Source organism: Fictibacillus sp. S7 (assembly GCF_004127935.1).
Lineage (GTDB): Bacteria > Bacillota > Bacilli > Bacillales > Fictibacillaceae > Fictibacillus_C > Fictibacillus_C enclensis.
In genome coordinates this window covers 1,558,380-1,579,650 of record NZ_QJKL01000001.1, presented here as the reverse complement: position 1 = coordinate 1,579,650, position 21,271 = coordinate 1,558,380, and the positions used below count along the sequence as shown (strand labels likewise).

Below are 21,271 nucleotides of genomic sequence, written 5' to 3'. Positions count from 1 at the left end.
AGGAGTAGCCATGTCCATTCACGATACCTACCGAATTAAGGAGGAAATCTTGATTCCGGCTTATGAGGGCAGAAGCGCCCTCATAAAAGCAGGGGAGGAGCTTATCATTATTGATGTGGATGGAAAGCAGGTTGGGGACTTTGTCTGCTTTTCACTGCAAGATCCGGATGAATATGTTTCGCCTGTTCATATGAGGGCCAGCTTAGGCAGTATTTCACTGAAGGCAGGCGATCTGCTGTACAGCAACCGCCGGCGGCCGCTCATGCAGCTGGTTCAGGATACGGTGGGCAAGCATGATTTTTTCTTTCCAGCCTGCGACTATTACCGGTACAAAGTAGACTTTGGACTCGAAGACCATCCGAACTGCCATGATAATTTAAACAAAGCGCTAGCCTATTATTCACTCGGTCATCTTCCGGTACCTGATCCGATCAACTGGTTTATGAATAATATTCTTGATGAAAATGGAGATTACGTTATCAGTGAACCGCTTTCCAAGCCAGGAGATTTTGTACGGTTAAAAGCACTGGATGATGTCATCGTTGCCTGCTCCACTTGTTCCCAGGATCTTGCACCGGTGAACGGCTTTAAAGTAACGGAACTAAAACTTCAGATTTTAAATAAAGCACGTATTTAACATTAGGGATTTTAGAAGTAAACCCATATCGATTTCATATAGTTTCGATAATACGGATCGAAAGTATCTACTGGAGTACCTTAAATATTCCATGCTATGAAATCATTCTTTTCTTTTTGCCCCGATAAGGAGGAAAAGCATGTCTTCATTGATCATAAAAAACGCTGAAATCATCACAATGAACGAAAAGGAAGAAATCGTACATGGCGACCTTTACGTTGAGGACAACCGAATTAAAGAGATCGGGCCGGGGCTCGACCGCCATGCGGATGTCATCATTAATGCGAAACATAAAACGGTTATTCCCGGTTTTGTCCAAACGCATATTCACCTGTGCCAGACCTTATTCAGGGGACAGGCAGATGATCTCGAATTGATGGACTGGCTCCGGCAAAAAATATGGCCGCTTGAAGCTTCCCATGATGAAGAATCGATCTATTATTCGGCATTGCTGGGAACGGGTGAACTGATACAGAGCGGCACAACCACCATCGTGGATATGGAAACCGTCAATCATACGGACGCTGCATTTCAAGCGATCGCACAAAGCGGCATACGGGCTCTGTCGGGAAAAGTAATGATGGATAAGGGAACGGATGTTCCAAGCCCCTTGAGGGAAAGTACGTCAAAGTCGCTGCAGCAGAGCGCTGACCTGCTGGAAAAGTGGCATGGGAGGGAAAATGGCCGTATTCAATATGCTTTTTGCCCACGTTTTGTTGTTTCCTGCAGTGAGGAGCTGCTCACCGAAGTGCGTAATCTTTCAAAGCAGCATGGCGTGTTTGTACATACCCATGCGGCAGAAAACAAGGGTGAGATCGCCATTGTCGAACGGGAAACGGGAATGCGAAATGTGATGTATCTCGATCATATCGGACTTGCAAACGAAAAATTAATTCTCGCTCATTGTGTGTGGCTCAATGAGGAGGAAAAAAGCATCATCAAAAAACGCAAAGTGAAGGTAAGCCATTGTCCGGGCTCCAACTTGAAACTTTCTTCCGGCATTGCAGAGGTGCCGCAAATGCTGAGGGAGGATATTTTCATCAGCCTGGGTGCAGATGGAGCCCCGTGTAACAACAATCTGGACATGCTAAATGAAATGAGGCTTGCTGCTCTCATCCAAAAACCGATTCACGGTCCAACCTCGATGAATGCAAAAACCGTGTTTAAAATGGCCACCATCGGCGGAGCAAGAGCAGTCGGCATGGAACATGAGATTGGAAGTCTTGAAGTGGGAAAAAAAGCGGACATGGCCATTCTGAATCTTAATGATTTTCATATGTATCCATCCTATGGAACGGACCCCATTTCCCGTATCGTTTATTCAGCTACGCGGGCGGATGTCGAGACGGTGATTATTGATGGAAACATCGCGATGGAAAATCGCATGATGAAAAGGATGGATAAACATACGGTTCTCCATGAATCGAACAAATGTATCCGGCGGCTGCTGAAACGGAGCGAAGGAGTCTATTCGTAGCGTTTAAATGATCAATCAATAATGCCCTCTTTTACTGGCTTTATCCTTGCTTTATATCAAGAAGTGATGTGCAAATTCATATACGCAAAGAAAAAACACGAGTTTTTTCACAAGAAAAAGCACGAGTTTTTTCAAAAGAAAAAAACACACGGCTTGTTAGGCCGTGTGCTTCATTTTAATTTTGTGGAAGATAGCGTCTTGCTCCCGCATATTCTTGAGCATAGATTCCTTCAATTTTATCGATTCTTACAGTGGTACTGGAGTTTGGTGAATGGATCATCATGCCATTTCCTGCATACATGCCGACATGGTGGACACTGCCCGTTCCATTGTTATAGGCGAAGAACAGCAGATCTCCAGGCTGCAGGTCTTCCCATGCGACTGGTGTTCCTGAACGGGATTGTGGGCCTGAATCCCTTGGAATGGTAATGCCGGCGGCTTTATAAAGGGTGTGTGTAAAACCGGAACAGTCAAATCCGAATCCGGAGGTTCCCGCCCAAAGATACGGCAGTCCGAGGAATTTCTTGCCTTCATTCACCAGGTCCTCGCCTGTAGGGGTGGGAATGGATTCATCCGTCAGGTAAACTCGTACGTCCTTGCGGTCAAGATAACGCGTTTTTCCTTCTGGTGTCACTACCCCAATTGATGTGCTTTTTACTTTAGAGATCGGAAGTCTCGTATTATAGCTGATTTCAATTTGTTTTGTTTTTAAAGAAGCGTTCTTATACAGCCAGGTGGTAGGACTTTTAACGAGCGCGAAAGGCTTTGTTGCTTCTTTCATTTTAGCGAACTTTTTGTTGTACACGAGCTGTGATTTCGGCATCCAGCCGGGATAGCCGGCTTCCAGTCTTGGTGTTGGCTGCCCGTCGACTGCTACTTTTACCCAATCTCCCTGCTGATCGGTAATGGTGACTTTGTTCCCGTACAAAGCCTGCGTTTCGAGTGGACCCACAAGCCATAGTTTATCCTCGTACGTCATGCTCGTTGTCCATTTTCTCAGATCAACGGGATTGCTCAGTGAAGGTGCGTCCAGTGGCCTGGTTTGTGCAGGCTTTGTCCAAAGCGTTGCTGCAGCTACATCCACATAAGCCGTCGTAGGAGATAGGTCCTTTGTCTGCGGGGTATCTGCACCTTTTGCTGTTCCCGTAAACATTGAGAAAATTAATCCTGCTGCAAAAAGTGTTCCTGTCCATTTTTTTATGTACTTCATGTTGAGCCTCCTTTTTCTGTAGATAATAAAAAATTCCGTTAAAGGAGAACCGTTTCCTTTTTATCAGAAATTTTTCGTTCGAAAGTCATGGATCGGAAGAAGGGGATAGTAAAAAAGTAAGTGCTTTCCTTCAACGAAAAATCCTTGCAGGATCTTTTCAGACAGCAAGGATTATTTTTGATATGAAAGTTGGATGTTAAGGGAATGTGCGAGATTTTTAAATGTATAGGGACCAAAAAAAAGTGTTTCATTGGTTGATTTATTTACACTTAGTATGGTTTCTCCTACAACGGAAGTGGCCGTACGGTAGGCCAATATATCATCGAAATATTCTATTTTTACCGCTAACCCTGCCTCTGACGCGGAGTGCAGCAGATTAAGGACGGCAGGAAGATCATCGGGGTGGACATAGGTTTTTCCTGCTTTATTAAGCAGGGATATTTTAAGATGAAAATTTTCTTTCTTCATACATTTTCCTTTCATGGAATCTGTTCTATACTAAGTATACTGGTACATTGGAAATTTAAATAGTATGTACTTTTTTGATAGGTAGTTACTTTTTGGATACCATGGATCACTAAATAATCAGGGGGATTGGATTCATGAAGGAAAGAAAAAAGCAGTATTTTCACCCAATAGAAGTGACATTGGATGTGGTCTGTGGGAAGTGGAAGGGAGTCATCCTTTGTTTACTGCAGGAAAAGGATTATCGCTTTGGGGAGTTGAAGGATCAGCTCTTTTCTGTTACTCCAAAGGTTTTGACGCAACAGCTGCGGGAACTTGAGGAAGACGGCCTCATTACCCGGACCGTATATCCTCAAGTGCCTCCCAAAGTGGTCTATTCACTTACACCATACGGAAAGGATCTTGAAGATACACTGCGGATGATGGAGAAATGGGGACAGTCGCACCAGCAAAAAGTAGGGGACAACTTCAACGAGGAAGTAAGCGAAGCAGAGCTGTCTTAAAGAAGCAGATTAACTCCTAAGAGCAAAAAGGTTACAAGACTAGCCTTTATAAAGATGGGAGGTACCTGAGTGAAGATAAAAGAAGTGATCCTCCGCACCTGTTGTATGGAAGATCAAAAAAACTTTTACCATGATGTGCTGGGTTTGCCTCTGCTGAAGAGCCGTTTACCCGGTTCCTTAAGAATCGCCGCAGGTGATTCGGTGCTCACTTTTCTTGAAGGGACAGAGGAATCGTATTACCATTTTGCGTTTACCGTTCCTGATAACCAATTTTCGCAGGCGAAGAAATGGGCAAGTGCCCTTGTCCCTTTAAATACGGTTGAAGATAAGGATGAAATATATTTTACCAATTGGGATGCGCATGCCTGTTATTTTTACGACCCTGCAGGCAACATTGTCGAGCTGATTGCCCGGCATACGCTGAACAATGGCACTGAGCATCCATTTACTAGCCGGGATATCTTGAATATCAGCGAGATCGGCATGCCGGTGGATAATGTAAAACAAGCAGCAGATCATTTGAAAAAGGAATTAAACCTGAATATATACCATAATGACAGTGCATCGTTTGCCCCGCTTGGGGACGCAGACGGCTTGCTGATCCTGTCCGATAAAAAAAGAAATTGGCTCGGTTCAGGCAAGAAAGCAAACATTTATCCGGCAGAAATCATTTTGGAAGAGGGCCGGATGAAAACAAGCCTGAATGGGTATCCATATACTTTGATGAGTTAAAAAGAGCCGGCACATGTAAAATGATGTGCCGGCTTTTCTTTATTCCACAATACCGGCCTGTGTCACTTCTATATTGGCTTTCACATGAACAGGGATGTTTGGGTACTTCTGATTCCATTCTTTAAAATTAAAACGCCTTGCGCTGCTTCTGGCTCTATCGCCCAGGCCAAGGGGATCGATTCCCTTTTTTTGAAAACGGTCCACCATCTTTTCCGCGTCATGTTCTGTTTGTTTTTTGATGGTTTTTTCAATCATTTCAATCGTTTTCCCTTGATACAGCGGGGTTCCAGCCGCATCATTAACCTTACCTCTCACATGGATGGTGATATTAATTTTTGGGTTGGTATTAGCATTGTAAATATCATAATTGACGTGTGATGACAAATTTTCAAGCGTCAGGTAATTGTCTTTTCCGAGCTTAAATTCATGAGATCCCTGCCGGAAGCTTTGGTACATCAGTTTAAAAATAAAAGAATCTTCAAAGCTGATATGGTCAACGTATTTGGAATGGTCAAAGAGGGCTACACCGGCAATGCGGATATGGCCATGCTTTGTATCAAGGAGCGGCATAAATGAATCGCTTCCTTTTCCATAATAGCTGTAATTGAAATGATGGAAATTGGCTCTTGGAAAGGTAAGCTCCATGTTTTGCTCAATCATCTGTTTCAGGTAGGCAGGAACTATCTCACCTACTGGATATTCTTTTGATAACATGTCCTTTGTCGACCCTTTGGCCACTGCGAGGTAGATGTTTCTTCCGACAGATGGGTCCCGCTGCAGGGAATCGATGATCTTGGTGATTCCGCGGCTCGCAAGTTCTTCGTTAAATATGATCACAGAAACCCTACCGGACGCAAAAGGCTTGGGCGATTCCGCCTGCAGGACCTGCCGGATATTTTTGCTTGTATGGGATCGGGCCGAATAAGTGGTGCTCGATAAGACCGCCTGATCGCTCCCGCCTTCGGTTGTCGGTACGGAAACCGTGGCTTGAATTTTATTTCCGTCGACATAATCGTAGCCAACCACACCGATAAGCTGAATATCTTCTAGTACTTGCTTTTGCGGAGTGCACCCAGCAAGGAAAAGTAAAATGGCGGCCGTCATCAGTTTTGATTTAGGCATTTTGTTTCCTCCTGACTTTCAGAACGAGCCAATGCAGTACAAATAAAAGAGGAATATAAAAAAAGATAATATAATAGCCTGCTTTAGAAACCAGGCTGTTTAGAAGGTCAATTTCCTGCCGGTCTTTGAAAAAGAGGGTCCCCGCAAATATCAGAATCAGCACGGGAATGAGCGTATGTTTTTGTTTGATCGAATAGACGCGTTTAAATCCTCTCGTGACACACCAGACGGCGATACAGATATTGGGAAGCACGACAAACAGCCATATGGAGATCCCAATGTATTCAAATCGTTCAACAAAAGGCAACTCAACAATTTTCCAGAGCGTAAGTGTCGCCCAGATGGTATGCTTCAACTGGCCCTGGCTGTAATAGGCAAACGATTCAACCGCTGTGATGAGATACAGTAAAATGCTGAAAAACACACCCCATTGCGACCATTTCTCCGACTTTTCGGGATGTTTGATAAATGGATAGTACAGCAAAAGCATTTCGAAGCCAAGGTAGTTCAAGGTCATCGTTTTTGTTGCGACAAAATAATCGGTTACGGAATGGTCGAATAAAGGCAGGATGTTATAAATATGAGAATCTTTGACGGCAAAGTATTTTAAAAAGATAAGCGGTGTCCCAAGAATAAAGCTAAAAAACCCAATTGCAGTAACAATACGGAAGCCGCCGCTGACAAAATAATAGACAACGCCCAATAGAATCAGGGAAATTCCCCATGTATTGATGTGCGGAAACATCCATACCTGGATGACTTCAATGTATGTTCTTAGAACGGTAAGGGCCAAGAAGCCCGAATACACAGTGAATAAGGTGCTTAATACACCGCCGATGGCTTTGCCGGCAATGTCCTCATGTACGGCCACAAGGTCACCATCACTGTTTTTCAACATGCGGTAGCTCATCCATACAAGCAGGTGAATAAGAATTCCACCGGTGATGACTGCCATCCATGCATCATGTCCGGCCGATTTGGCAATATATCGTTGAAATCCCAGTACGCCTACCCCAACCTGCATCGTATGAATCAGGTAAAATGCAAAATAAGGGGAAACTAATCTATTTTCTTTTGGCTGCAGATTCATGGTCCCACCCTCTTTTGTATGTTTCGTGAAGCGGATTACTCTTCAATGTCATTTTTCTGTTTGCCGCGTTGGGAATTAAAACGTACCGGATCCGCTGGCCGCATCTGCATCGGACGGAGACTTTGGCGGTTAAATGGGAGCCGGAATAACGCATCCTTTAAATCGGTGATCCTTAAAGGGAACAGCGGAGCGAGATATGGCCGTCCAAGGGATGTAAGACGTAACATATGCCCTAAAATAAAGGCAGAACAAATGGCCACACCAAGCATTCCCCAAAATTGGGCAAAAATTAAAAAAGGAAAACGGATCAAACGAATGGTATTACTCATCTGGTAAACGGGTGTCGTAAAGGATGCCAGAGCAGCGAGTGCTACGATGATCAGCAGGACGTTGCTCGTTAACCCTGCCTGTACGGCGGCTGTTCCGATAACGATACCTCCAACAATCCCGATCGTTTGTCCGACCTTTGATGGCAGACGAGCACCAGCTTCCCTTAAAAGCTCAATCGACAATTCGAGAATAATGGCTTCCACGATCGGGGGAAAGGGGATGCCAGAACGTGAGGCGATCAAGGTGCCCAGAAGGTCGGTCGGTATCATCTCATAATGAAAGGTTAGAACAGCTACATAAAGTGGTGTGGACAGAACGGAAAAGAGAACGCCAAAAAGGCGGATCATCCTGAAAACAGAGGCAATATGCCAGGATAAAAAATAGTCTTCAAATGCGGAAAAGAATTCAACTAGCGTTGTTGGCCCAGTCAGGGCGCTTGGGGAACCATCGACGAGAACGGCTACTTTCCCTTCTGACAAAACGGCAGCTACCCGGTCCGGGCGTTCCGTATTGATAAGCTGTGGAAACGGGGAGTATTGGTCGTCCGATATCATTTGAAGAATGTAAGTACTATCCAGAATATGGTCGTATTCAATGTCTGAAATCCGCTGTTTCAGTGTATTGACGTTTTCCATATTCACAATCCCGTCAATATAAAGAATGACCACGCGCGTTTTTGACAGCTTGCCAACTGTTACTTCCTTTACGTGAAGTTCAGGTATCGGCAATCTTTTACGAACCATATTGATGTTGACTTCGAGAGTTTCGATAAACGCCTCTTTTGGTCCCACAACGCTGAATTCTGTTTCGGGTACAGAGATCTGCCGTTTTTCAGCGGTAGCAGCCGGAATTAGCAGGCAATCTTTTTTTCCCGGACGAGACTGAACAATGACTGAGCCAGTCAGCACGCTGTCCATTATAGTCTGGACATCGCTTGTATGTTCAATGTTTTCCACAGGAATTTCCTGAGAGAGCTCTTTCAACGATAAGGAAGAACAACTGGTTAAATAAGGGATGAGATCCTTATGAACCAGTTCAGGATTTACCATACTTTTATAATAAGAAATCGTAAATGGATGCTTATCGCTTTTTGTAAATGAAACAAAATCCTTTGAGGCCCTGCATTTTTCCATCAGCTGTTCGAAGGTAAGCTGGGTTTTAGCTTGCCCGGAAGACTGGTTTTGTGAACGATCCTGTTTTTTTTGCCGTCGTTTCCCGAACATAAAAAGACTCATTCCCTCGTTTTAAGTATGTCTATTTGTATATCATTCCAATTGTGCAGCTCTCTATTCAACCAAAAAAACAAGGGCAAATCCATTGATCTTTTATTATACTTGTAATAAGAAGTAAGCGCTTGGGGGTTATGAGAATGGAATGGAAAAAAGAGAATTATTTGATTTCTACCGATAAAACATTGCTGGATCTTCCCATGATTCATGAGTTTTTGTCACAACAGTCATATTGGGCAAAGGGGATTACGAAGGAAAGGGTAGAGAAGGCCATCAAAAATACACTTTGTTTTGGGGTGTACGAGATGAAAGATGGGAAGCCTGTTCAAGCCGGTTTCGCGCGGATTTTAACAGACTACGTTACAACTGCCTATTTATGTGATGTGTTTATTGACAGAAGGCATCGGGGGAAAGGGCTTTCCAAATGGCTGGTCCAAACAATCATTTCTTTTGATGAACTGAAGGAAGTAAGAGGGATGCTGCTGGCCACAGAGGATGCGCATGGACTCTACAGCCAATATGGATTTGAAGTGGTGGATCCTGGACGATACATGAAAAAGAAAATAAAAGAAGAACAGCAGAACTGATATCTGCTGTTCTTTTTTACGAGAGCTTTAATATATACAGCATGAGTATAAAATGAGAAGCACTGCCGGCAAGGACGAACAGATGCCAAACTGCATGGTTATAGGGAAACTTGCGCCAAACGTAGAAAAAGGCACCCACGGTATACAAAATTCCTCCGGCAAACAGCCAGGCAAGAGCTTCTTGTGAAAGGTTGAGTATCACACGGTTAAAGGCAAATACAATCAGCCACCCCATCAGTACGTAACCAATGGTGGAAAGAATCACAAATCGTTTGGTAAAAAAGATTTTAAAGGCGACTCCGGCAAGGGCGATTCCCCAGACCGTTCCAAACAATGACCAGCCCAAGGCTCCTTTAACGACAAGCAGAAGGATAGGGGTGTAGGAACCCGCTATAAACAGATAGATGGCGGAATGGTCCATGATCTCAAAAATATCTTTGACTTTGCCTTCAGGAAAGCTGTGGACAAGGGTGGACGCTGTATATAAAAGCAGCATCGTTACCCCGAAAATGGCAAAACAGGTGATAGCAAACGGTGTTCCCTGTGCACTGGCAAATACAATAAGAAGAATCAGCGCGATGATGCTAAAAACCGCTCCGATTCCATGGGTGATGGCATTGATGATTTCTTCACGCTTCGTATAGGTGAAAGCCTCCATTTTTTCACTTCCTTTATTCCGGACTAAAATGATGTTTCAATCATTCTAACACAGAAAAAGGGCTCAAGTGAATTTGAGCCCTTGTCTTTACATCATTTCTCCGGTCTGCTGTTTGGCAGGCAATACTTTCCCTGTCGATTTCCCGTTGGTGCGCTCTTTCATTTCAAGGCGTCTTGCAACCAAAGACAAGGAATAGTTAACAAGAAAATACATCACGGCGATCAGAAGAAAAATGGGGATAACATAATTAACATTCTTTCCATTTACAATCTGTGCATTGTGAAGCAGCTCTGGCAAGGAGATTACAACTGCCAGTGATGTATCCTTCAACAAGGAAATAAACTGGCTGACAATCGGGGGAACCATACGGCGCAGAGCTTGTGGGAGAATAATATGCTGCATGGTCTGCATATACGTGAGACCCGACGACCGTGCGGCTTCAATCTGCCCTTTTTCAATGGAATTCAGTCCGCTTCGAACAATCTCGGAAAGCATGGCGGATTCAAAAATGATAAGAGCTGTGATGGCAGCCATTGTTACGCTTAATTTAATTCCGACCTCAGGAAGGGCGAAAAACGTGAAGAAAATGATCAGCAAGAGAGGAAGGTTTCTGATCACTTCCACGCAGACCGCAACAATTCTTGATAGAACAGGAATCTTGGCATAACGCAGGATGCCAAGGATGCTTCCAATGAGAAAGCTGAAAATAATAGCGATAAAAGCGACGAGCAGCGTTGTACCCAGACCTTTCAACAAAAAGAGCAGATTCCCTGAGGAATAAGCACCGATAAAATCCATAGAGCTCCTCCCCCTTATCCGCTTACAGCCAGGCGCCGTTCAAGGTATCCGACGAACAAGCTGAGCGGAATCGTTAATATGAGATAGAATACGGCGACAAAGATATACACGTCGAACACGACATAGGTGGCTGATGAGATGGAATCGCCAAAATACATAAGATCCAATCCGGCCACAACTCCCAGAATCGATGAATTCTTTACAAGATTAATAAACTGATTGCCCAGGGGCGGAATAACTATCTTAATTGCCTGCGGCAAAATGATGTATCTCATCGTCTGAATATAGGTGAGGCCCGACGACCGGCCGGCTTCCATCTGGCCCTTGTCCACCGAAAGGATGCCAGCGCGAATGGCTTCGGCAATAAATGCCGCTGTATAGATGGAAAGGGCAATGGTCCCAGCCTGAAATCCGGAAAGTTCCATCCCCAGGGTCGGCAATCCATAGTAAAAAATAAACAGAATAAGAATAAGGGGAATATTACGGACAAATTCAACATATGCAGTTCCAGCACCCTGTAGCACTTTCATGGGGGAAATTCGCATTACCGCAATGATAACACCGAGAATAAAACTAAAAATTAAAGCGAGGAGGCTTGCTTTCAGTGTATTTCCGAACCCTTGCAAATACGTGTCAAGGTTATTTGTGAGAATGGTAAAATCAAGCATGTTTTCCCTCCTTTATGAAAGAAGAAGAGATGGACACAGGGGTCCATCCATCTTCACCGGACTTTATTGTTCTTTAATCCATTTGCTTTTGATTTTGTCATATTCTCCGCTGTCCTGAATTTCCTTAATAAAGTCATTTACATATTTAGTGAATTTGTCATCGCCTTTATTCAGGGCGATTCCATATGGTTCATCGGTAAATGGCTCACCTACCAGTGTATAGCTGGGATCCTGGTCTGCCATGCCGTACAGGATAGCGTTGTCGGTGGTCAATGCATCACCTTTGCCGGCTTTCAGAGCGGTGAATGCTTCCGCGTAGTTTTCAAATTCCAAAACCTGTGCTTCAGGAGCCTTGTCTTTAATGTTCTGAACAGAAGTGGAGCCTTTTACTGCAAGGACTTTTGTACCTTTTTTAATATCGTCGATGCCTTTGATCTTACTACCTTTTTTCACGAGAAGGGACTGGCCGGCTTTAAAATAAACGTCAGAGAAATTCACTTCTTTTTTACGTTCAGGGGTGATGGTCATGGTTGCAATGATAGCATCGATATCACCGTTTTTAAGCATTTGCACACGTGTTTTTGAAGTGACTTCCTTGAGCTCCAGTTTTTTCTCATCACCAAAGATTTTTTTTGCAAGTGCTTTGGCGATATCAATATCAAAGCCTTCCACTTTGCCGCTAGACGGATCCTTGTAGCCGAACAGGTTGGTATCATATTTGACCCCGACGACCAGTTTTCCACGTTTCTTTATTGCGGAAAGCGTATCCTTGGATTCTTTTCCTCCTGTTTTATCAGAACTGCCGCATGCGGAAAGCATGCTGATGATCAGTACAAGAATAAGTGCAATCAGCCAGTTTTTCTTTGTTTTCAAATGGTTCAGCTCCTTTAATGGTTTAATACTCTGCTTAAAAATAAGCGGGCCCGGTCTTCTCTGGGATTGGAAAAGAAGGCAGCAGGCTCGCTGTCTTCAAGAATCCGGCCATGGTCCATAAATACGACACGGTTCGCTACTTCTCGGGCAAAACCCATCTCATGCGTAACCACGACCATCGTCATGCCGTCTTTCGCAAGTGTTTTCATCACATCGAGTACCTCGCCGATCATTTCGGGATCAAGAGCAGAGGTTGGTTCATCAAAAAGCATGATATGAGGTTTTAAGGCAAGACCTCTGGCAATGGCCACGCGTTGCTGCTGCCCCCCGGAAAGCTGGGATGGGAAGGAATCTGCCTTGTCCGGAATTCCCACTTTATTCAAGTAGAACATTGCGGTTTCATTTGCTTCTGCTGTGGAAATACCTAGGGCTTTTCTTGGAGCGAGGGTAATGTTTTCAAGCACAGTCATATGAGGATACAAATTAAAATGCTGAAAAACCATGCCGATTTCTTTACGAAGGTCGTTAATGTTTGTATCTTTGCTTTTTAACACTTTTTTGTTAACAATGAGTTCACCGTCCGTAATGGTCTCAAGACGGTTGATGCAGCGAAGCAGGGTGCTTTTCCCTGACCCCGACGGGCCAACGACAACAACAACTTCTCCTTCTTTAATCTCCAGGTTAATATCAGTGAGAACCTGAAAATCGCCGAAATGTTTATTCACATGCTTAAATGAAATCAATCCAATCCCCCTTTTTATGTATTAAAACTCAGGTAGTTGTATTCCTGAAGTTTTTCTCAGGTTTTTATTTCAAGAATCTTTTGAATATATTTCGACCATCAGTTACAAAATTCCTTTTTTTTCTTCTTATTATTTTTGGAAAGGATTTTTTTGGAAGGAATTTTTACATAGGAAAAAAGGGGGAAAGAAGCACAAAAAAACTGGTCCCCTTTACGGGAACCAGTGCTGAATGATTAAACTGCCTTTATTTCAACGTCGATATTTCCGCGTGTTGCCTTGGAATATGGACAAACCTGATGGGCTTCATCGGCCAGCTTTTGTACATTGGCTTGTTCCTGTCCCGGTATGGCGACTTCTAAAACTACCGCAAGTTTGAATCCGCCATTCGGCTGGTCTTTGCCAATCGTTACATTGGCTGTCACCTTACTGTCGGAAACATCCACTTTCTGCTTTTTGGCGACCAGCTGAAGTGCACTTTGGTAACAAGCCGCATATCCGCAGGCGAAAAGCTGTTCTGGATTGGTTCCTTCTCCTCCTGAGCCCTGCAGCTCTTTTGGCATGCTGAGTTTAAGATCCAGCTTGCCGTCCTCGCTGGAAACATTTCCTTCACGTCCGCCCTGTGCTGTTGCTCTGGCTGTATATAAACCTTGATCCATGCTTCATCACTCCTTGTATTCGGTGGCAGCAAACTGCCCCAATTTGTTCTACACACCTAAACATTATCTTTTTTCTATCTTTTTAAACCTCTAATTTGAAACAGCATCTTAGCTGCAGTGGGAGTTTATGAATTCATAATTTGGGAAAATATGAACTAAAGAACTGTTGGAGGGAAAGGCATGGAAATTAATGAACATATTCGCAGCTTAATGGAAAATCCGGAAAAAGAATTTGAGTTTCTTCAGGAAACCAACCTGCCTGGAGCAAAAAACGATCTTGTGCGAATAAGGTATGTCCCACAGGGAGACAATGGCTTTTTTCAGGCCACCTTTTATGATGATGAGAGAGAAATTGTGGGATCTAGGGTTTTTGACGAAGTGGAGGATGCGATCGTTTTTATCGAGAAAAATAAAATATGACTTCTAAGACTCTTGGTTCAAGCACACCAAAAACAAATTTAAGAGGCTCCCCATCAAAGGGAGCCGCTAAAAATAATTGTTTATAGCATACAGGTTTAAAGGGCTGCCGCTAACGGGAATTACATCTAAAAGAAGCCAAGGAGGGAGCCTTTGCGATGGATGAAAGGAAATTAACATTCTATGTTAACCCTAAAGGGGATATAAACACTGTTCCTGCCGATGAAAGCATTCACCTTTTTGAGGTTCATGCAAATGAAGGGGAAATTGAACAGCTGCGCGGCCTCTTTCAAAAATTGCATGAACACAACAAAAAAGAAGGGAAAGATCTCTTTTCTTCGAGTACTCATTTTAATGAATTTTACGGCGATCTCGACCGAAGAGAAGATAATGAGCTCATGTTTGAAATTTACCGCCAGATCTATATGCTTGGTACCGAAAAGACGAAGGCAGAAGTGGAAGAAATGGGAGTTATTCCAAAGCTGAATGAATTGCGCTAGACGTTCATCTTACGGAGATGGACGTTTTTTATACAAAATTTACTATTTTTTTTATAAGATACCCCTTATAATATAAGAATGATTCGAAGACTATGAGAAAAATATCTTTTTATGTGTTTACAGCAGTTTTTCATGGGGTATTTTCATACATTTATCCATCACTATACACAAAATGGGGTAAGGGAAGAGTAATATGAAAACGGTTAAACAAGAAGATATTCAACAATGGGTCGAAAACCATCTTGAAGATTATAAAAATTTTACTCCTTATTTATTTACACAGGAGTATATTCACTTTTTTTGTGAATCCAGGCAAAATGAAAAAGAATTTGAAATAAAGTATGATAAGAGCGGCCAGAAACTGTATATGCGTTATCTGGAGCCTTCTGAAATTGAAGATGACTGGGTATGTGTAGGAAATGTATGCATATAAAATAAAGGGGTTAACAGCATGAAAATCAATGGCATTCAAAGGGTGGATCAGCCGTATAAAACCACCGAAGTAATGAAACCTCAAAAAGTTTCAAAGCCATCTTTACAAGATTCCGTGGAAATCTCGCGGGAAGGGCTGCTATTAAATCAAACAACGGCCGGAATGCCAAGTGAACGGCTGGCAAAGGTAGAAGAACTTAAACAAAAAATCAATGCAGGGGAATATCAAATCGATCCGGAGAAAATTGCGGCTAAGATTGCTTCTTATTATCAGAAATAAAACCAGATTCATACCGAAAAACAGATTGGCAGAGAGCTAGTCTGTTTTTTTTTCTTTCTCCTCTTCCTTTTGTTTTAAAACCAGGAACGCTTTTCTGATCACAGGGGGCAGGGGAATGTTTGTCCGGCCCGCATTTTCAATGATGGACAGCAATTCATTGGATAAATAAAAAAATATCGTGGCATCACGAATGTAATGACCGCCAAAAAGAGTATCGAGTGAGTGGGCAACAGCTACAATGCAAAAAATAGCGATTTTCTTTAAAATTCCTTTGAAGCCGAACGAACTGGAAAGTTTTCCTTCATAGGCAGAAGCAATAATACCTGTCAGATAATCAAGTATAGCTAAAATTACAAGAGCATTGATCAATGGCGACATCGGACCAAAAAAATAACCTGCATAAGCGCCTGCCAGTGCAGAGCAGGATTTAAACAGTATTTGAACTCTACTCATGTAGATCCACCTCATAGTTTCCAAAATAAAAATCTAGTATTGACTATTAGAATATGATAGAACGTAATAATTGGTTCCTTTGCTGAAAATTTGTGCCTGATAGTAACTTTTTTGTCGTTTATGTAACAACATTTGAGGGTAGGTAAAGTTTATTGAAAAGTAAATATAATATTTAAAAAATTTTAAAAAATCAAAGAAAAGACACGCGCATTTCTGTTACAATGAAGAAAATCTTTAAATGAGAAAATCTTTATAGGAGGTTTTTAATGTGAACAAAATTACCCTTGGTCTTCCTCCACATTGTCACAAAGTTTCTTTTGACGGAAAGGTTTTTAAAATTAAAGGATTTAACAATGAAAAAATGGTCGTTCCGGTGTCAGGTACGGAAAGTGCAGAAGTGAGACAGGTCAATGAGGAAACCGGAATGTTAAATATAGTTGGAAAAGACAGGATATTAATTTCGATGGAAATGCCTTTACGCTTTTGCGAAATCGGCAAAGGCTGGCTCCTTGATAAATTGCCGAAACGCAAAAAGAAAAAATAGGAAAAGGGCACGTGAGTCGTCTCTCAGACGGCGAATCACGTGTCCTTTTTGTTTGGCTTGCTGATCCCCGCTTTGCTTTGCCCGATGTCCTTCTAAATTCCCGGTACAGGCCATACATATTAACGAAGAGGACGTGCGGAGCTGGAGGAGATTATGCAAAAAAGAAAAAAACAGGTTATTCAAATCGGTGCAACCTATATCGGCACTATCGTAGGGGCAGGTTTCGCGACGGGAAGAGAGATTGTTGAATTCTTTACCATACATGGTTCGGCGGGCTTTGCCGGCATTTTGATCAGCGGTTTTTTATTTATCTTCCTTGGTACAAAAATCATGCTCCTTGCCCGAAAGATCGGAGCGGAAACGTATGAGTCGTTAAACACGTATCTTTTTGGAGAAAGATTTGCCGCAGGGATTAATTTACTTATGTTTGTGATGTTGTTTGGTGTAACAGCTGTCATGCTGTCTGGTACTGGAGCATTATTTACTGAACAGCTTCATTTGCCGTTTCATGCCGGAATACTGCTCACCGTTTTATTATGCTTCATCGTTATGCAACGGGGGATGGAAGGTATTTTATGGACTAATTCGGTCATTGTCCCCATTATGATTCTTTTCTCCATTATTATATCGGTGTCCATGCTTTTTTCACCGATTGAGGCACCTCTGATCCGGACCGAGGATTTTACCGGGAATTGGAGATGGCTGTTCAGCCCGTTTACTTATGCTGCGTTTAATTTGACTTTGGCACAAGCGGTTCTTGTGCCACTTAGCCGGGAAGCTGAGGATGAATCAATCATCCGGTGGGGTGGTTTTTTAGGAGGGCTTGGATTGACCTTCATCCTGTTAAACAGCCACTTTGCCCTTTATCTGGTGCCGCAATCCGTTCAATATGAAATCCCTGTTGCCGAGATTATCAGCCGGCTCGGAATCTTTGTGCATTTGTTGTTTTTGCTCGTCGTATATGGTGAAATCTTCACTACGCTGATTGGAAACCTGTTCGGGCTTGTCGCTCCTTTGAAAAAATCATTCAAGCTTTCATCCAATTTCATTTTGCTGTTGTTAATGAGTGGGGGGTACTTAATCAGTTTGTTTGGCTATTCTTCACTTCTTCACTATCTTTATCCGTTGTTTGGATTGGTTGGGCTCGCTTATATGCTGGTGATTACGTTAAAAAAGGATTTTAAATAAAGAGATTTTTTTGAATAGAATTACTATTTTTGGTTATAGTGACAGGACTTAAACGCTGTGATAAAGTTTTAAAAAAGAAAGTCCTTCTAGAGTAGACAAAAATAGTTTGGGAGTGGACAGCAGCGTGAATACAGAAGCAGATCTGAAAAAAGATATCGGCCTTTCCGTAGCGATGTCTATTGTTATTGGTACAGTAATCGGTTCCGGGATCTTCATGAAACCGGGAAAAGTCATTGAATATGCAGGAGGATCAAGCATGGCACTCCTGGCCTGGCTGCTCGGTGGACTTATCACTCTGGCAGGAGGCCTGACCATTGCTGAAGTAGCCACGCAGATTCCAAAGACAGGCGGACTGTATGTTTATTTGGAAGAGGTGTATGGAAAGATTTGGGGCTATCTGAGCGGCTGGATGCAAACGGTGATTTACGGTCCCGCCATCATAGGAGGTCTCGGTCTATATTTTGGCTCTTTGCTTGCCCACTTGTTTGGATGGAACGATAAAACAGGACCGTGGATTGGTATTATTACGGTTGTTTTCCTAGCTGTGGTCAACAGCTTTGGCACTAAGTATGGTGGCATTGTACAAAACATAGCAACGATCGGAAAATTGCTCCCGATCGTGTTAATCGTTGTGTTTGGCATTTGGAAGGGAAATGAACAGGTTTTGAATGCAGGAAGCGGCTTTACAGGAGAAATCAGCATGGGAGCGGCCATTCTGGCAACATTGTTTGCTTATGATGGGTGGCTGATGGTCGGGTTTGTCGCTGGTGAAATGAAAAATCCTGCTAAAATACTACCTAAAGCGATCATTGGCGGGATTCTTTTTGTAACAGTCGCTTATCTGCTGGTAAATGTGGCCATGCTTCATGTACTACCAGCAAGCCGTATTGTTGAATTGGGAGAGAATTCAGCCGGAACTGCCGCTTCCCTATTGTTCGGTGAGATGGGCGGAAAATTGATTGCTGTGGGTATTGCTGTTTCCATTTTCGGTTGTTTGAACGGAAAGATCTTAACGTTTCCGCGTGTAACCTACGCAATGGCACTTCGCAAGCAGCTGCCGGCATCCCGCCTCTTTGCTTCTGTTTCTGAAAAATTTGGAACACCGATTCCGGCTACCGGGCTGCAGGTGGTTTTAGCTGTTGGCCTCATGCTGGTATCGAATCCGGATTACCTGTCCGCCATGGCGATATTTGCCATTTATATTTTTTATATATTTGCGTTTTTTGCTTTGTTTGTTTTGAGAAAACGAAACAAAGGGAAGAAAAGGTCATACAGTGTACCTCTGTTTCCAATCGTTCCGGCGTTTGCCATCATCGGCGCCAGTTATATTGTGATAGCTACGATAATTGATAATCCTGCTGACAGCCTAACGGCAATTGCTGTCACACTGGCAGGATTGCCCTTGTACTGGTACCTTAACAAAAGAAACCAGACGGAACACGAACCGCAACTGCAAAAGAAAGCGTAATATATTCCCGTAAAAAGCTCTGCTGATTTTCAGCAGAGCTTTTTCATTAGGTGCAAAAATTGAAACAGTCAACCAGCAAAAAAACCGAAAATATTAAGACCCTTTTTTGGCTAATCTCTCTGTAATATACGTTCAACGATTTGCGAAAGAAAAACAAACCAGCAGAAAGTTAAAAGAACCTGCCATTGGCAGGTTCTCTTATTGAATGATATTTTTCAGCTGCCGATATTTGGCGGATAGACTGGATGCTGAAATATCATAATAGGCAGCTGTTTCAGCCTGTGATGTGCCTTCTTCCAAAAGATGCTTGCTGACAAAATAATGCAGTGCTGCAGCGAAAAGCTGTTCTTTTCGAACGGTCAGCTTTTGGCTGTTGTTCCATTGATCCCAAAGGGGAATGGCCTTTTCATAAATTTCGGAAGAAGCTGTGTTTTTCAGTAGAGCTAAAACCGAATCATTGACCGGAACAGCAGACTTGTTGGACAAAAGAATGTGAAGAACATTTGGAAAATCGTCCTTCATTGTTAATTGTTCAGACTGAATGGTTTGCAGTTTCTCTGATAGATCGGAAGCGGAAACCGGAATTTTTGCATAATCAATGTAAAATTCTTGATGTTCCCCTGTAGCGATCAGCGAACCTGCAACAAGTAATTCCACTTCAGGAAGGGATTCTGAATGGATTTCAACCGTATGTTCCTGATGAGTGAAATAATCTCTCAGCTTATAAACGTTCCGGTTTAGCTGTTCCTGAACGGTATACAGTGAAGGGGTGGTGTTCTTCCATTCTTTCACTACTTCGTAGACCTGACGCTCTTCTTTTTCTTTTTGTTCCATAAGGTACAGTTCTACGGGTGTTTTACCGTCCTGAACCGCTGAATGAAAAATGAGCCAGCATACCATCAAGTTTGCGTATGTTTCCACCTGCTCATTATCAACATTAAATTGTTGGATAAAATTCCGTGTTTTTTTTTCCATGTCTTCATGAAAGTTGTCAAAAGCAAACTTTGCCAGCCCTTCCAGGTGACGGCTGATTTCAACCATTTGTTTCATCTTTGTTGTTGTCAGCGACCGTTGACAGCAATGTTTATATTTTTTCCCGCTTCCGCAAGGACAAGGATCGTTTCGTCTTACTTTACTCATGTTACCCTCCGTACATACTTCTCATGTTGTAAATAATCACCTTGTAAATACTAGCATAAACGCATGATAATGCAACTTTTTGCACTGCCGCACAACTGGGAGAGGGCAAAAAAAAAGAAATCAAACCAAAAAGGTTTGATTTCTTACCCCAGGAAGCGAAGGTATTCATCGGTCAATTTCATGAAACTTGCTTCATCTCGTTTCTCAAGGGCTTCATCTATTTTTTCTTTATAACGTTTAATTTGATGGGCGTGCAAGGACTCATCAAGGATCATCTGAGCAACCATATTAAAAGCGAACGGTTCATTTTTCTTCTGAAGTTTGTATTTCACAAGATCGTTCATATCTTTATTATACGACGTATTATCTTTCATGCTCTATTCCTCCTTGAATATTTTTGCAAAAGCTTGGGTGATTAAAGCTAATGCTTTAGTGGGTTTTTACTAGTATACTTATCCTATGAGATAATAGCAACTATTTAATTCTGAAAATTTAGATTTATTTTATTCGTTTTCCAGATTTAAATCAGCCAGCACCTCGTCAACAGAGTGGAAAGTTTTACTTTCCAGCTGCTCACCGCCTTCCATGTCAAAAACTCGCATTTCATAAACTTCTTCTGTAGGGTTATATTTGACTTCGACTGGATTGGTGTAATTTCTTGAGAAGGTTTCTTCTGACTGAGCGTGACTATAAACATCTTCTGGGTTGTTTTTTAAATTTTGCAGTTTCTCTCTTATATTCATAATTTCTCTCCCTCCAGAGTTTCTATCGGGTGTTGTATAAAATATGCCCGTAACTCGCTCTTTTTAAACGCTGTTCACTAACTTTTCGACATATTTCATATTTCCAATTTGACGCTTTTAAATTTGTCCGATACGATAGAGGGTAAATAATATTTATAGTACTAACCACTAGGGGAGCTTATGGAAGCTGAGAAAAGAGTGAACTTTGACCCTTTGAACCTGATACGGATCATACCGTCGTAGGGAAGTGGCTTAAACCGACGACCAGCTGAATGATGATGTTTAAGCCGCCTTCTTTTTGAGGGCGGCTTTTTATATGAAGTAAAGA

At 42.6% G+C, this 21,271-nt stretch carries 27 protein-coding genes and 2 riboswitches; of the genes, 12 read left to right on the top strand and 15 right to left on the bottom strand.

Going from position 1 to position 21,271, the window contains the following annotated elements; genetic code table 11:
* Positions 1 to 10 precede the first annotated feature (10 nt).
* Positions 11 to 637 carry a DUF1989 domain-containing protein gene (locus tag DMO16_RS08055; protein WP_129476571.1) on the top strand — a complete coding sequence of 209 codons (627 nt, stop codon included), beginning with the start codon at positions 11 to 13 and terminating at the stop codon, positions 635 to 637.
* A gap of 14 nt (positions 638 to 651) precedes the next feature.
* Positions 652 to 754, top strand: a riboswitch (purine riboswitch).
* A gap of 22 nt (positions 755 to 776) precedes the next feature.
* Positions 777 to 2,114: a 5'-deoxyadenosine deaminase gene (locus DMO16_RS08050; RefSeq protein WP_129476568.1), complete on the top strand. Its 1,338-nt coding sequence runs from the start codon at positions 777 to 779 to the stop codon at positions 2,112 to 2,114.
* Positions 2,115 to 2,289: 175 nt separating this feature from the next.
* Here the strand turns inward: DMO16_RS08050 and DMO16_RS08045 are convergent, their stop codons facing one another.
* Together DMO16_RS08045 and DMO16_RS08040 are read right to left on the bottom strand one after the other, a co-directional pair.
* Complete coding sequence (locus tag DMO16_RS08045) at positions 2,290 to 3,324, bottom strand: NlpC/P60 family protein (RefSeq protein WP_129476565.1); 1,035 nt, start codon at positions 3,322 to 3,324, stop codon at positions 2,290 to 2,292.
* A gap of 171 nt (positions 3,325 to 3,495) precedes the next feature.
* On the bottom strand, positions 3,496 to 3,792 hold the full coding sequence (locus DMO16_RS08040; RefSeq protein WP_061968639.1) for a hypothetical protein: 297 nt from the start codon (positions 3,790 to 3,792) through the stop codon (positions 3,496 to 3,498).
* 134 nt (positions 3,793 to 3,926) lie between these two features.
* On the opposite strand from DMO16_RS08040, the gene DMO16_RS08035 reads away from it, so the two are divergent.
* Both DMO16_RS08035 and DMO16_RS08030 read left to right on the top strand, forming a co-directional pair.
* A complete protein-coding gene (locus DMO16_RS08035) occupies positions 3,927 to 4,292 on the top strand; it encodes a winged helix-turn-helix transcriptional regulator (RefSeq protein WP_061968641.1) in 366 nt (121 codons plus the stop codon).
* Positions 4,293 to 4,361: 69 nt separating this feature from the next.
* Positions 4,362 to 5,024, top strand: coding sequence for a VOC family protein (locus tag DMO16_RS08030; protein ID WP_129476562.1), 663 nt, complete (start codon positions 4,362 to 4,364; stop codon positions 5,022 to 5,024).
* Between the two features lie 39 nt (positions 5,025 to 5,063).
* On the opposite strand, the gene DMO16_RS08025 is transcribed toward DMO16_RS08030, so the two are convergent.
* From DMO16_RS08025 to DMO16_RS08015, 3 genes are read right to left on the bottom strand one after another with little or no spacing between them, the layout of a single operon-like run.
* On the bottom strand, positions 5,064 to 6,146 hold the full coding sequence (locus DMO16_RS08025) for a Ger(x)C family spore germination protein (RefSeq protein ID WP_129476559.1): 1,083 nt from the start codon (positions 6,144 to 6,146) through the stop codon (positions 5,064 to 5,066).
* The gene (locus DMO16_RS08020) at positions 6,139 to 7,236 is read right to left on the bottom strand and encodes a GerAB/ArcD/ProY family transporter (RefSeq protein WP_061968649.1); all 1,098 of its coding nucleotides are present in this window, start codon (positions 7,234 to 7,236) and stop codon (positions 6,139 to 6,141) included. Before DMO16_RS08020 ends, DMO16_RS08025 begins: the two co-directional genes overlap by 8 nt.
* Before the next feature lie 35 nt (positions 7,237 to 7,271).
* Entirely contained in the window at positions 7,272 to 8,789 is a 1,518-nt protein-coding gene (locus DMO16_RS08015; protein ID WP_061968651.1) for a spore germination protein, read from the bottom strand.
* 146 nt (positions 8,790 to 8,935) lie between these two features.
* On the opposite strand from DMO16_RS08015, the gene DMO16_RS08010 reads away from it, so the two are divergent.
* On the top strand, positions 8,936 to 9,382 hold the full coding sequence (locus DMO16_RS08010) for a GNAT family N-acetyltransferase (RefSeq protein WP_241840490.1): 447 nt from the start codon (positions 8,936 to 8,938) through the stop codon (positions 9,380 to 9,382).
* 16 nt (positions 9,383 to 9,398) lie between these two features.
* Here the strand turns inward: DMO16_RS08010 and trhA are convergent, their stop codons facing one another.
* From trhA to DMO16_RS07980, 6 genes are all read right to left on the bottom strand, one after another.
* Positions 9,399 to 10,040, bottom strand: coding sequence for a PAQR family membrane homeostasis protein TrhA (trhA, locus tag DMO16_RS08005; RefSeq protein WP_129476554.1), 642 nt, complete (start codon positions 10,038 to 10,040; stop codon positions 9,399 to 9,401).
* Between the two features lie 87 nt (positions 10,041 to 10,127).
* Positions 10,128 to 10,838 carry an amino acid ABC transporter permease gene (locus DMO16_RS08000; protein ID WP_129476551.1) on the bottom strand — a complete coding sequence of 237 codons (711 nt, stop codon included), beginning with the start codon at positions 10,836 to 10,838 and terminating at the stop codon, positions 10,128 to 10,130.
* Between the two features lie 14 nt (positions 10,839 to 10,852).
* Complete coding sequence (locus DMO16_RS07995; RefSeq protein WP_061968662.1) at positions 10,853 to 11,506, bottom strand: amino acid ABC transporter permease; 654 nt, start codon at positions 11,504 to 11,506, stop codon at positions 10,853 to 10,855.
* Between the two features lie 63 nt (positions 11,507 to 11,569).
* Entirely contained in the window at positions 11,570 to 12,325 is a 756-nt protein-coding gene (locus DMO16_RS07990) for a glutamate ABC transporter substrate-binding protein (protein ID WP_129480338.1), read from the bottom strand.
* A gap of 68 nt (positions 12,326 to 12,393) precedes the next feature.
* Positions 12,394 to 13,122: an amino acid ABC transporter ATP-binding protein gene (locus DMO16_RS07985; RefSeq protein WP_129476548.1), complete on the bottom strand. Its 729-nt coding sequence runs from the start codon at positions 13,120 to 13,122 to the stop codon at positions 12,394 to 12,396.
* Between the two features lie 233 nt (positions 13,123 to 13,355).
* Positions 13,356 to 13,778, bottom strand: a complete 423-nt coding sequence (locus DMO16_RS07980; RefSeq protein WP_061968666.1) for an organic hydroperoxide resistance protein — start codon at positions 13,776 to 13,778, stop codon at positions 13,356 to 13,358.
* 180 nt (positions 13,779 to 13,958) lie between these two features.
* Here DMO16_RS07980 and DMO16_RS07975 point away from each other — a divergent pair, with 180 nt between their 5' ends.
* The 4 genes from DMO16_RS07975 to flgM all read left to right on the top strand — a co-directional run bounded on the left by DMO16_RS07975 (position 13,959) and on the right by flgM (position 15,407).
* Positions 13,959 to 14,198: a hypothetical protein gene (locus tag DMO16_RS07975; RefSeq protein WP_061968669.1), complete on the top strand. Its 240-nt coding sequence runs from the start codon at positions 13,959 to 13,961 to the stop codon at positions 14,196 to 14,198.
* A gap of 155 nt (positions 14,199 to 14,353) precedes the next feature.
* On the top strand, positions 14,354 to 14,695 hold the full coding sequence (locus DMO16_RS07970) for a hypothetical protein (protein ID WP_061968671.1): 342 nt from the start codon (positions 14,354 to 14,356) through the stop codon (positions 14,693 to 14,695).
* A gap of 193 nt (positions 14,696 to 14,888) precedes the next feature.
* Positions 14,889 to 15,128, top strand: coding sequence for a hypothetical protein (locus tag DMO16_RS07965; protein WP_061968674.1), 240 nt, complete (start codon positions 14,889 to 14,891; stop codon positions 15,126 to 15,128).
* Between the two features lie 18 nt (positions 15,129 to 15,146).
* On the top strand, positions 15,147 to 15,407 hold the full coding sequence (gene flgM, locus DMO16_RS07960; RefSeq protein WP_129476544.1) for a flagellar biosynthesis anti-sigma factor FlgM: 261 nt from the start codon (positions 15,147 to 15,149) through the stop codon (positions 15,405 to 15,407).
* A gap of 36 nt (positions 15,408 to 15,443) precedes the next feature.
* Here the strand turns inward: flgM and DMO16_RS07955 are convergent, their stop codons facing one another.
* Positions 15,444 to 15,860, bottom strand: a complete 417-nt coding sequence (locus DMO16_RS07955; RefSeq protein WP_129476541.1) for a phage holin family protein — start codon at positions 15,858 to 15,860, stop codon at positions 15,444 to 15,446.
* A gap of 268 nt (positions 15,861 to 16,128) precedes the next feature.
* Here DMO16_RS07955 and DMO16_RS07950 point away from each other — a divergent pair, with 268 nt between their 5' ends.
* From DMO16_RS07950 to DMO16_RS07940, 3 genes are all read left to right on the top strand, one after another.
* Positions 16,129 to 16,404 carry a hypothetical protein gene (locus tag DMO16_RS07950; protein ID WP_061968683.1) on the top strand — a complete coding sequence of 92 codons (276 nt, stop codon included), beginning with the start codon at positions 16,129 to 16,131 and terminating at the stop codon, positions 16,402 to 16,404.
* A 153-nt stretch (positions 16,405 to 16,557) separates the two neighbouring features.
* Positions 16,558 to 17,592 carry a YkvI family membrane protein gene (locus DMO16_RS07945; protein ID WP_061968685.1) on the top strand — a complete coding sequence of 345 codons (1,035 nt, stop codon included), beginning with the start codon at positions 16,558 to 16,560 and terminating at the stop codon, positions 17,590 to 17,592.
* A 124-nt stretch (positions 17,593 to 17,716) separates the two neighbouring features.
* Positions 17,717 to 19,060, top strand: a complete 1,344-nt coding sequence (locus DMO16_RS07940; protein ID WP_164988881.1) for an APC family permease — start codon at positions 17,717 to 17,719, stop codon at positions 19,058 to 19,060.
* A gap of 198 nt (positions 19,061 to 19,258) precedes the next feature.
* Here DMO16_RS07940 and DMO16_RS07935 read toward each other — a convergent pair whose 3' ends face one another.
* From DMO16_RS07935 to DMO16_RS07925, 3 genes are all read right to left on the bottom strand, one after another.
* Positions 19,259 to 20,200, bottom strand: coding sequence for a YecA family protein (locus DMO16_RS07935; RefSeq protein ID WP_129480336.1), 942 nt, complete (start codon positions 20,198 to 20,200; stop codon positions 19,259 to 19,261).
* A gap of 143 nt (positions 20,201 to 20,343) precedes the next feature.
* Entirely contained in the window at positions 20,344 to 20,574 is a 231-nt protein-coding gene (locus DMO16_RS07930; RefSeq protein ID WP_061968693.1) for an IDEAL domain-containing protein, read from the bottom strand.
* A gap of 129 nt (positions 20,575 to 20,703) precedes the next feature.
* Entirely contained in the window at positions 20,704 to 20,943 is a 240-nt protein-coding gene (locus tag DMO16_RS07925) for a hypothetical protein (RefSeq protein WP_129476538.1), read from the bottom strand.
* Between the two features lie 160 nt (positions 20,944 to 21,103).
* A riboswitch (TPP riboswitch) is annotated at positions 21,104 to 21,206 on the top strand.
* Positions 21,207 to 21,271: the final 65 nt, after the last annotated feature.